This is a genomic window from Streptomyces sp. NBC_01198 (assembly GCF_036010485.1).
In the GTDB taxonomy this organism is placed as follows: Bacteria; Actinomycetota; Actinomycetes; order Streptomycetales; family Streptomycetaceae; genus Actinacidiphila.
Map to the genome: position 1 here is coordinate 6608834 of NZ_CP108568.1, position 10237 is coordinate 6619070.

At 73.4% G+C, this 10237-nt stretch carries 10 protein-coding genes; 8 read left to right on the forward strand and 2 right to left on the reverse strand.

What is annotated here, in order from left to right:
- Positions 1-57 precede the first annotated feature (57 nt).
- The 8 genes from OG702_RS29395 (at position 58) to OG702_RS29430 (ending at position 7861) form a co-directional block, all read left to right on the forward strand.
- Entirely contained in the window at positions 58-996 is a 939-nt protein-coding gene (locus tag OG702_RS29395) for a helix-turn-helix transcriptional regulator (RefSeq protein ID WP_327291964.1), read from the forward strand.
- A 66-nt stretch (positions 997-1062) separates the two neighbouring features.
- Entirely contained in the window at positions 1063-2019 is a 957-nt protein-coding gene (locus tag OG702_RS29400; RefSeq protein ID WP_327291965.1) for a helix-turn-helix transcriptional regulator, read from the forward strand.
- Between the two features lie 10 nt (positions 2020-2029).
- Positions 2030-2275, forward strand: coding sequence for a hypothetical protein (locus OG702_RS29405; protein ID WP_327291966.1), 246 nt, complete (start codon positions 2030-2032; stop codon positions 2273-2275).
- A gap of 11 nt (positions 2276-2286) precedes the next feature.
- On the forward strand, positions 2287-2490 hold the full coding sequence (locus tag OG702_RS29410; RefSeq protein ID WP_327291967.1) for a hypothetical protein: 204 nt from the start codon (positions 2287-2289) through the stop codon (positions 2488-2490).
- A gap of 238 nt (positions 2491-2728) precedes the next feature.
- Positions 2729-3013 carry a Sec-independent protein translocase subunit TatA gene (tatA, locus tag OG702_RS29415; protein WP_327291968.1) on the forward strand — a complete coding sequence of 95 codons (285 nt, stop codon included), beginning with the start codon at positions 2729-2731 and terminating at the stop codon, positions 3011-3013.
- A gap of 96 nt (positions 3014-3109) precedes the next feature.
- Positions 3110-4033 carry a twin-arginine translocase subunit TatC gene (gene tatC, locus OG702_RS29420; protein WP_327291969.1) on the forward strand — a complete coding sequence of 308 codons (924 nt, stop codon included), beginning with the start codon at positions 3110-3112 and terminating at the stop codon, positions 4031-4033.
- Positions 4034-4050: 17 nt separating this feature from the next.
- Positions 4051-4938: a diacylglycerol kinase gene (locus OG702_RS29425; RefSeq protein ID WP_327291970.1), complete on the forward strand. Its 888-nt coding sequence runs from the start codon at positions 4051-4053 to the stop codon at positions 4936-4938.
- A 97-nt stretch (positions 4939-5035) separates the two neighbouring features.
- A complete protein-coding gene (locus OG702_RS29430; RefSeq protein WP_327293423.1) occupies positions 5036-7861 on the forward strand; it encodes a DEAD/DEAH box helicase in 2826 nt (941 codons plus the stop codon).
- A gap of 33 nt (positions 7862-7894) precedes the next feature.
- On the opposite strand, the gene OG702_RS29435 is transcribed toward OG702_RS29430, so the two are convergent.
- Together OG702_RS29435 and OG702_RS29440 are read right to left on the reverse strand one after the other, a co-directional pair.
- Positions 7895-8473, reverse strand: coding sequence for a hypothetical protein (locus tag OG702_RS29435; RefSeq protein ID WP_327291971.1), 579 nt, complete (start codon positions 8471-8473; stop codon positions 7895-7897).
- Positions 8474-8547: 74 nt separating this feature from the next.
- Positions 8548-10179 carry an allophanate hydrolase gene (locus OG702_RS29440; protein WP_327291972.1) on the reverse strand — a complete coding sequence of 544 codons (1632 nt, stop codon included), beginning with the start codon at positions 10177-10179 and terminating at the stop codon, positions 8548-8550.
- Positions 10180-10237: the final 58 nt, after the last annotated feature.

The following is a 10237-nucleotide window of genomic DNA, read 5'->3' on the forward strand; positions in this document are numbered from 1 at the left end:
ACCGGGGGGACCGCTTTTCGATACGGTTGGCTGCGAACGGCACAGGAGGGTGGGGGCATGGCGATCGCCAAGGCCGAACGGCTGATGAATCTGGCGCTGTGCCTGATGAACACCCGGCGGCCGGTCAGCAAGCGGGAGCTGCGCGCCTCCATCGAGGCCTACCACGAGGTCACCTCGGACGACTCCTTCAACCGGATGTTCGAACGCGACAAGGACGACCTGCGCGAGCTGGGCCTGGTCATCGACACCGTGGAGAACCTCGACGGCGAGTTCGGCTACCTCGCCCGCCGCGACCGCAACCGGCTGCCCGACATCGCCCTGGACCCGGAGGAGGCCGCCGCCCTCGCGCTGGCGGCGAAGGTCTGGCAGCAGGCCAGGCTCGCCGAGGCGGCCAGCGGGGCGCTGCAGAAGCTGCGCGCGGCCGGGGTGCCGTACGAGGACACCCACAGCGCGCTGGAGCCGCGGATCCCCACCCCGGAGCCGGCCTTCGAGGCCCTGATGGTGGCCACCCGCGAGCGGCGGGCCGTCGCCTTCGACTACCGCAAGGCCACCGCGGTGCGCCCGGAGCCGCGGCAGGTCGAGCCGTGGGCGCTGGAGTGCTGGCGCGGCCACTGGTATCTGGCCGGCTACGACCGGGACCGCGGCGCCGTCCGGGTCTTCCGGCTGTCCCGGATCAGCGGGCGGGTCAAGGCGCGCGGCGCCTTCACCGCCGAGGTGCCCGCCCATGTGGACGTGCGCGAGACCGTCGCGCGCTGGGCCGGTGAGGGCGCCACCACCACGGCCACGATCCGGCTGCGCCGCGACAGCGGCTACCCGCTGCGGGCCAGGGCGGTGGCCACCACCCCGGTCGACGCCGACTGGGACGACCTGGAAGTGCCCTACGGGCACGGGCTGGACGCCTGGCTCGCCGAGTTCGGCCCCGATGTGGTCGTGATGGCACCCGACGAGCTGCGCAACGAGGTCCTCGACCGGTTGCGCGCGGTGGCCAAGGGCTGAGCGGGTGGCGGCGGCGAGCGGGGGAGCGGACCGGATGGCCGGGCGGAACAGCAGGTGGGACACCGTATGAGCAACGCGATCGACCAGACCCGCAGGATGCTGTCGCTGGTGACCTATCTGCGCGAGCGGCCCGGCGCCCGGGTCAGCGAGGTGGCGCGGGCCTTCGGGGTCACCGAGGCCGAGCTGATCGGTGACCTGAACGTGCTGCCGCTGTGCGGCACCAGCTTCCGGGGCGGCGACCTGCTGGACATCGACACCGACGGCGAGCGGATCTGGTGGCACAACCCCGGCACCGCAGACGACGTCGCCCAGCCGCTGCGGCTGGCCGCCGACGAGGCCACCGCGCTGCTGGTCGCCGCCCGCGCGGTGGCGAACCTGCCGGGGCTGCGGGACAGCGACCGGCAGGCCCTGCTGCGGGCCGGCACCAAGCTGGAGGCCGCGGCCGGCGAGGCGGCCGGCGGCAGCGCGCAGCTGTCGGTGACCTTCGAGTCCGAGGGCAGCGTCTTCGCGACCGTGGACCGGGCCATCACCGAGCGGCGCCGGCTGTGGATGCGCTACTACTCGCCGGCCCGCGACGCGCTGACCGAGCGGGAGGTCGACCCGATCCGGCTGTTCGCGGTCGGCCACACCTACGTCGAGGGCTGGTGCCGGCTCTCGGAGGACCAGCGGACCTTCCGGCTGGACCGGGTCGCGGAGATCCGGCTGCTCGACGAGCCGTCCGACCCCCCGCGTATCGAGCCCCGCGACCTGTCGCAGGGGCTGGTGCAGCCCGCGGGCGACGACCCCGAGGTGATCATCGAGGTGGGCCCCGGCGGGCGCTGGGTCGCGGAGTACTACCCGCACGACAGCGCCGAGGAGCTGCCGGACGGCGGACTGCGGATCACCCTGCGCACCCCCGACCCCGGTTCGCTGCGCCGGCTGGCGCTGCGGCTGGGCCGCGACGGCCGGATCGTGTCGCCCGCCGCGCTGGCCGGTGACGCACGCGACGCCGCCGTACTGGCCCTGGCCGGCTATGGGGAGTGAAGGACCGACGATGACGGCGACCTTTCCACCGTCCACCGCCGGCCCGGTCCTCTTCCGGGCCGGCTGCCCGCACTGCAGGACCAGCTTCGAGCTGGGCGCGGACGAGCTGCGGCTGGCCATCGGCGGCAGCGCCCGCACCACCTTCTACTCCTTCACCTGCCCCGAGTGCGGTGCGGCGGTCCGCAAGCCGGCGGGGGAGCGGATCGTGGAGCTGCTGACCGTCGGCGGCGTCCGTACGATGCGGTTGCAGCGGTAGGCTGCCGGTCCATGTGGTGGCTCTTTCTCAGCGTCGGCCTGGCAGCGGCGGGACTCGCGGTCCTCGCGGTCTTCGCCGTCCGCGTCTTCACCGCGGTCCGCGAACTCGCCGGCCAGGTGGCCGCGAGCACCGAGGCGCTGACGGCCGCGAGCGAGCGGCTGCAGCGGGCCGCGGCCCCGGTGGCCAAGCGGGCCGGCGAGATCACCCGCAGCTGAGCCTGCCCCTCAGGCCGTAGGTGAAGGTACGCTGACCCGGCGACCCGACCAGGCCCGGCAGTATCCCCAGCGGACCGCGGTGGGGCCGCAACCCGGTGGATTCCGCCGCATATTCCGGCGTTCACCGGTGCACGATACGATCCTTGCGTATGCGACGGCCGGAAATCGTCCCACCCTCGTCCGCCGCAGACGTACTGCTCGGACCATGTCGCCCACCCGGTGAGAAGGTAGACCCATCATGCTCGGCAACCTCAAGCCCATTGAGCTCGTCCTGATCCTTCTCGTCGTCGTCCTGCTCTTCGGCGCCAAGAAGCTCCCCGACATGGCCAGGTCGCTCGGCAAGTCGGCCCGCATCCTCAAGAGCGAGGCCAAGGCGATGAAGAACGACGACCCGACGCCCCCGGCCCAGCCCGGCACCGCCGCGCAGGAGCAGGCGCCGGCCCGCACGATCCAGGCCGCGCCCGGCGACACCGCCAGCGCCCGCCCCGTCACTGAGCAGGACCGCACCACGACCACCGGCTGATCCGCCGCGGGACACCGGCGGCCCGCCGGTGCCTCCGGCCTCAGGGACCCGACCAAGCCGAGACACGCTGCCGATCCGCACGAGACGAGGACGTGGGTGCTCAAGACTGCCCGCAAGCAGGAGAAGGACCCCGAGGGGCGGATGCCGCTCGCGGACCACCTGCGAGAGCTGCGCAACCGGCTGTTCAAGTCGGTGCTGGCGATCATCGTCATCACCATCGTGGCAGCGTTCTTCTACAAGCAGATCATCCATCTGCTCCAGCAGCGGATCCCGGACGGCCAGCTGTGCCGCAACGGCGACTCGGCGGACAGCCAGGCCACCCAGGCCTGCGCCCAGATGACGGTCAGCGGCCTGATGGGCGGCTTCTCCATCGCGCTCAAGGTCTCGCTGATGGCCGGCGTGGTCGGCTCGTCCCCGATCTGGCTCTACCAGCTCTGGGGCTTCCTGGCCCCCGGCCTGCACAGGAACGAGAAGCGCTACACCCTGGGCTTCGTCGGCGCGGGCGTGCCGCTGTTCGTGGGCGGCGCGGTGCTGGCCTACGAGATCCTGCCGCAGACCGCCAGGATCATGATCGGCTTCGTGCCCGAGGACACCACCAACCTGCTGCCGCTCGACGACTTCCTGGACCTCGTCGTCCGGATGATCATCGTCTTCGGGCTCGCCTTCGAGCTGCCACTGGTGCTGGTGCTGCTGAACTTCACCGGCGTGGTCAGTGGCAAACGCATGCTCGGCTGGTGGCGCGGCATGGTGGTCGGCATCACGGTCTTCGCCGCCGTCGCGACCCCCACCGGCGACCCGCTGACCATGTCGCTGCTGGCCGCCCCCATCGTGCTGCTGTACTTCCTGGCGATGGGCATCTGCTTCTTCAACGACTCCCGGCGGGCCCGCCGCCGCGCCGCCGACCCGGACTTCGGGCTCGACCCCGACCAGGCCTCCAGCCTGGACCACATCCCCGAGCAGATCGACGCCGAGTCCTCGCCCGACGACGGGCGCGGCGACGGCTACGACGACGCCACCTGAGCGGTCGGCCCGCGCACGTGACCCACGACATCACCCTGCTCGTCAACCCCACCTCAGGCCGCGGCCGCGGTGCCCGGGCCGCGATGCCGGCCGCCGACGCCCTGCGCGCGGCGGGCCTCACCGTCCGCACCGTCGTCGGAGCCGACGCGCCCGACGCCTTGGAGGCGGCGCGCAAGGCCGTGGACGGCGGCACCCGCGCCCTGGTGGCGGTCGGCGGCGACGGCATGGTCTCGCTGGCCCTCCAGGCGGTGGCCGGCACCGGCACCCCGCTCGGCATCGTCGCGGCCGGCACCGGCAACGACTTCGCGCGGGTCAACGGCCTGCCGGTACGCGAGCCCGCCGCCGCGGGCACCACCATCGCCGAGGCGCTGGCCGGCGGCCGCACCCGCTCGCTCGACCTCGGCAGGATCGGCGAGCGCTGGTTCGGCACCGTGATGGCCTCCGGCTTCGACTCCCGGGTCAACGACCGCGGCAACCGGATGCGCTGGCCCAGGGGCCGTTTCCGCTACGACGTGGCGATGCTCGCCGAGCTGGCCGCGCTGCGCCCGATCCGCTACCGCGTGCGGTTCGACGACGCACCCGAGCGGGAGATCGAGGCCACCTTGATAGCGGTCGGCAACGGCTCCTCCTACGGCGGCGGCATGCGGATGTGCGCGGATGCCGAGATGGACGACGGCCTCTTCGACGTCTGCGTGGTCGGCCCGTGCTCCCGCCGCACCCTGCTGCGGGTCTTCCCGCTGGTCTACAGCGGCACCCACCCCCGGCACCCGGTGGTCACCGTGCACCGCGCCGCCCGGGTCCGGCTGGCCGCCGCCGACGTCACCGCCTACGCCGACGGGGAGCGGGTCGGCCCGCTGCCGGTGGACGCCGAGACCGTGCCAGGGGCGCTGCGGCTGCTGGTCTGAGCAGGCCGCCGACCCCGCGCGGCGGCAGGCAACCGTGCCCCGAAGAAACCAAAGATCACGCGGGGTGTCGGTGCTGCCGGGTAGGCTCATGAGCGAGATGACAGAAGACATGTCGCCAGCCGAGCGCTACGCCGCCAGCCGTCGCCGCGCCGCAGAGAACGCGACCGCCCTCGCCCAGTTCCGCGAGCTGTACGAGTTCGGCCTTGACCCGTTCCAGGTGGAGGCCTGCCAGGCGCTGGAGGCCGGCAGCGGCGTCCTGGTCGCCGCCCCGACCGGCTCGGGCAAGACCATCGTCGGCGAGTTCGCCGTCCACCTCGCCCTCGCCGAGGGCCGCAAGTGCTTCTACACCACCCCGATCAAGGCCCTGTCGAACCAGAAGTACAACGACCTGGCCAAGCGGTACGGCGCCGAGAAGGTGGGCCTGCTCACCGGCGACAACAGCGTCAACGGCGACGCGCCGGTGATCGTGATGACCACCGAAGTGCTGCGCAACATGCTCTACGCCGGCTCCGCCGCCCTCGACGGCCTCGGCTATGTGGTGATGGACGAGGTGCACTACCTCTCCGACCGCTTCCGCGGCGCCGTCTGGGAAGAGGTGATCATCCACCTCCCGCAGTCGGTCACCCTGATCTCGCTGTCGGCGACGGTCTCCAACGCCGAGGAGTTCGGCGACTGGCTGGACACCGTGCGCGGCGACACCAAGGTCATCGTCTCCGAGCACCGTCCGGTGCCCCTGTGGCAGCACGTGCTGGCCGGCCGCCGGATGTACGACCTGTTCGAGGAGAAGGCCGGCGCCACCGACAACCGCGGCCGCCGCGAGGTCAACGCCGACCTCGAACGGCTCGCCCGGATGGAGAATCAGCGCAGCTACCACCCGCGGGCCAAGCGCGGCAAGGAAGCCGACCGCGAGCGCGAGCGCCGGGCGCGCAGCCGGGTCTGGACGCCCAGCCGGGCCGAGGTCATCGACCGGCTGGACTCCGAGGGCCTGCTGCCCGCCATCACCTTCATCTTCAGCCGGGCCGGCTGCGAGGCCGCCGTCCAGCAGTGCCTCTACGCCGGCCTGCGGCTCAACAACGACGACGCCCGACTCCAGGTCCGCGCCATCGTCGAGGAGCGCACCCGCGCCATCCCCGACGAGGACCTGCACGTCCTCGGCTACTTCGAATGGCTGGAGGGCCTGGAGCGCGGCATCGCCGCCCACCATGCCGGGATGCTGCCGGCCTTCAAGGAGGTCGTCGAGGAGCTGTTCGTCAAGGGCCTGGTCAAGGCGGTCTTCGCCACCGAGACCCTGGCGCTCGGCATCAACATGCCGGCCCGCTCGGTGGTGCTGGAAAAGCTCGTGAAGTGGAACGGCGAGACGCACGCCGACATCACCCCCGGCGAGTACACCCAGCTCACCGGCCGCGCCGGGCGGCGCGGCATCGACATCGAGGGCCACGCCGTGGTGCTGTGGCAGCGCGCCTTCGACCCCGGCGCCGTCGCGGGCCTGGCCGGCACCCGTACGTATCCGCTGCGCTCGTCCTTCAAGCCGTCGTACAACATGGCGGTCAACCTCGTCGGCCAGTTCGGCAGGCACCGCTCGCGGGAGCTGCTTGAGACGTCCTTCGCGCAGTTCCAGGCCGACCGCTCCGTCGTCGGCATCTCCAAGCAGGTGCAGCGCAACGAGGAGGGCCTGGACGGCTACCAGGAGTCGATGACCTGCCACCTCGGCGACTTCGACGAGTACATGCGGCTGCGCAGGGAGCTCAAGGACCGCGAGGCCGACCTGTCCCGGCAGGGCGCCATCCAGCGCAGGGCCGCGGCCTCCGACGCGCTGGAGAAGCTCAAGCCGGGCGACATCATCCACGTCCCGGCCGGCAAGTACGCCGGGCTCGCGCTGGTGCTCGAACCCGGCGTGCCGGCCGGCCGCGCCGCCGGGCACCACCCGCGTGACGGCGAATACCACGACGGGCCGCGCCCGCTGGTGCTCACCGCGGAGCGCCAGGTCAAACGGCTCGCCCAGCTGGACTTCCCGGTGCCGGTCGAGGCGCTCGACCGGATGCGCATCCCGAAGTCCTTCAATCCGCGCAGCCCGCAGTCCCGGCGCGACCTCGCCTCGGCGATGCGCACCAAGGCCGGCACCGCGGGCTGGGCGGCGCCCTCCAGGCACCGCAAGGACCGGTCCGTTGCGGCCGACGACACCGAGATCGCCCGGCTGCGAGCCGCGATCCGCGCCCATCCCTGCCACGGCTGCGACGAGCGCGAGGACCACGCCCGCTGGGCCGAGCGCTACCACCGGCTGCGCCGCGACACCCGGCAGCTGGAACGCCGGATCGAGGGCCGCACCAACACCATCGCCAGGACCTTCGACCGGGTCTGCTCCGTCCTGACCGAGCTCGACTACCTCAAGGGCGACCAGGTCACCCCGGAGGGCCGTCGGCTGGCCCGGCTCTACGGCGAGCTGGACCTGCTGGCCAGCGAGTGCCTGCGCGACGGCGTGTGGGACGGCCTCGGCCCCGCCGAGCTGGCCGCCTGCGCCTCGGCGCTGGTCTACGAGTCCCGGCAGGCCGACGACGCGGCCACCCCCAAGCTGCCCAGCGGCAACGCGCAGGCGGCGCTCGGCGAGATGGTGCGCATCTGGGGCCGGCTGGACGCCCTGGAGGAGGACCACGGGATCAACCAGACCGAAGGCGTCGGCCAGCGCGAACCCGACCTCGGCTTCGCCTGGCCCGCCTACCGGTGGGCCTCCGGGCACAACCTGGACGCGGTCCTCACCGACGCCGACATGCCGGCCGGCGACTTCGTGCGCTGGTGCAAGCAGCTCATCGACGTCCTCGGCCAGATCGGCAACGCGGCACCCGACGCCAGTCCCGTCCGGCGCAATGCGCGCAAGGCCGTGGACGGGCTGCTGCGGGGAGTCGTCGCCTACTCCTCGGTGGGGTGAGCGGCGGGCGCGGGAGGCCTCGCCCGCGCCCGGTCAGGCCAGGTGGGTGCAGGTCAGCGAGCCGTTCAGGGTGACCACGCCGCCGGTGCCGCCGTAGTCCTGGGCGATCTTCAGACCCTGCACCCTCACCGTCCAGGTGCTGCCGCTCTTGCTGGCGGTCACGCCCTCGGACTTCGAGACCCGACCGGAGTAGGTCTTCTTGTCCGGGGCGGCGAACAGCGCCACCTGGGTGGGGCTGGCGGCCGTGGTGGCGATGAACGAGGGGAAGATCTGCGTCTTGGAGAGCACGTCGGGCGTCGTCACCCCGATCAGCTTCCCGCCCTTGATCTCGCACTTGACGCCGCCGGTGAAGTCGGCGCTGCCGGTGTCGTCACCGGAGAAGTCCACATGGCCCGACGACTTGCCGGCCGGCTTGGCCGGCGCGGACGCGCTGGCGCTCGGGGTGCTGCCGTCGGTGGCCGTACCGCCGGTGGCCGTACCGTCGGTCGCGGGCGCGGAGGTGGTGGACTTGGCGTCGTCCGACGTCTTGTCCGAGGACGAGCAGCCGGACAGTGCGGTGGCGGCCAGCGCGGCCGCGATCGCGCCTGCGGTGAGTATGGTGCGGTGGCGCATGGTGGCCGTGGTTCCTCTCCCCGTGGGTCTGTGGTGCCGCACAGTGTACGTACCGCGGGCGCGAACCCCCGGGTTCAGGTGCGGTCCCGGCCCAGGTAGCCGCGCCAGCCGCCGTACGCGGTGATGTCCGCGGCCCCGTCGAGCGCGGCCGGCTCGCACAGGAAGCCGGTCACCTCCGCGCCGTCCCGCAGCGTCACCCGGCCCAGCGCCATCGGGCGGGGGAGCGCGGCCAGCAGGGCGCCAAGCGCCGTCGGCGCCAGCTCCCACACCTCGGCCTCGACGGCCGCGCCACCCTCGGGTACCCGCACCAGGCCCGGCTTGGGCGGCACCGTGTCCAGGGCGTGCAGCCGGTACGCGGGCGCCGTCGTGGTCGTCTCCGCCAGGCGGGCGCCGAGCGCCAGCAGCTGCGGATTCAGCGGCTGCCCCGACAGGTGCGCCCCCACCACCGCGAGCCGCAGCGGCGGATCGAGCAGCGCGGCGACCTCCGCGACGCGCTCGTCGCCGCCCGCCGCGCCCAGCAGCATCACCCCGAACGGGCGGCCCGCCACCTCGCCCGCGGGCACCGCAACCGCGCACAGGTCAAGCAGGTTCGCGGAGTTCGTGAAGCGGCCGAGGCGGCTGTTCGCGCCGACCGGGTCCGCGACGACCTCGGCCAGGGTGGGGTGGCCCGGCGCGGTCGGCAGCAGCAGCGCGTCGGCGTCCGCCAGCTCCGCCACCGCCTGGCGCCGCAGCACCTCCAGTCGCTCGCGGTCCGCGAACAGCCGGTGCGCCGGCAGATCGCGGGCCGCGCTGATGATACGTGCCACGGTCGGATCGAGATCCGCGCCGCCGCGGTCCACGAAGGCTCCCACGGCGGTGTACCGCTCGGCGACGAACGCGCCCTCGTAGAGCAGTGCCGCCGCCTCGCGGAACGGCGTCAGGTCGATCGTCCTGAGTTCCACGCCGGCCCGTACCAGCCGGTCCTTGGCGGCTTCGAACGCCGCCGCCCAGCCGTCGTCCAGCTCGCCGAGCTGGGCGGTGGGCGGCACCGCGACCCGCCACGGCCCCGGGCGGCGCGGCGGCGCGACCGGGCTCGCCAGCAGCGCCAGGGCCCTGCGGGCCTCGGGCAGGGTGCGGGCGAAGACGCTCACGCAGTCCAGGCTCGCGCACGCCGGGACGACGCCCTGGGTGGACACCAGGCCGCGGGTCGGCTTGAGCCCGACGATGCCGTTGAAGGCCGCGGGGACCCGGCCGGAGCCTGCGGTGTCCGTGCCCAGCGCCACGTCCACGAGGCCCAGCGCCACGGCGACGGCGGATCCCGAACTCGACCCGCCGCCCACCCGCTCCGGCGCGAGGGCGCTGCGCACGGCCCCGTACGGGCTCCTGGTGCCGACCAGGCCGGTGGCGAACTGGTCCATGTTCGTCGACCCCAGCACGATCGCGCCCGCGGCGCGCAGCGCCGCCACGGCCGGGGCGTCGGCCGCCGGCTCGTACCCGTACGACGGGCAGCCCGCGGTCGTCGGCAGGCCGGCGACGTCGATGTTGCCCTTGACCGCGAGCAGCGTCCCCGCCAGTGGCAGTGCCTCCCCGCCGGCCACCCGCCGGTCCACCTCCCGCGCCTCCGCGACCACGTCCGCGGCGGCGCGCACGGCAATCCACACCTCCGGCCGGCCGGCCCGGTCGATCCCCTCGTACGCCGCCACGACGCGGCGCTCTGCCTGCCCCATCCCGCTCCACCTCTCCTCGTCCCCGTGACCCCCCTCCGGGCGGTCACGCCTCGCGCTC

Excerpts from the sequence above, each read along its gene's own strand:
- OG702_RS29395 (WP_327291964.1), top strand. The coding sequence starts at position 58 with ATGGCGATCGCCAAGGCCGAACGGCTGATGAATCTGGCGCTGTGCCTG.
- OG702_RS29400 (WP_327291965.1), top strand. The coding sequence starts at position 1,063 with ATGAGCAACGCGATCGACCAGACCCGCAGGATGCTGTCGCTGGTGACC.
- OG702_RS29405 (WP_327291966.1), top strand. The coding sequence starts at position 2,030 with ATGACGGCGACCTTTCCACCGTCCACCGCCGGCCCGGTCCTCTTCCGG.
- OG702_RS29410 (WP_327291967.1), top strand. The coding sequence starts at position 2,287 with ATGTGGTGGCTCTTTCTCAGCGTCGGCCTGGCAGCGGCGGGACTCGCG.
- tatA (WP_327291968.1), top strand. The coding sequence starts at position 2,729 with ATGCTCGGCAACCTCAAGCCCATTGAGCTCGTCCTGATCCTTCTCGTC.
- OG702_RS29430 (WP_327293423.1), top strand. The coding sequence starts at position 5,036 with ATGACAGAAGACATGTCGCCAGCCGAGCGCTACGCCGCCAGCCGTCGC.
- OG702_RS29435 (WP_327291971.1), bottom strand. The coding sequence starts at position 8,473 with ATGCGCCACCGCACCATACTCACCGCAGGCGCGATCGCGGCCGCGCTG.
- OG702_RS29440 (WP_327291972.1), bottom strand. The coding sequence starts at position 10,179 with ATGGGGCAGGCAGAGCGCCGCGTCGTGGCGGCGTACGAGGGGATCGAC.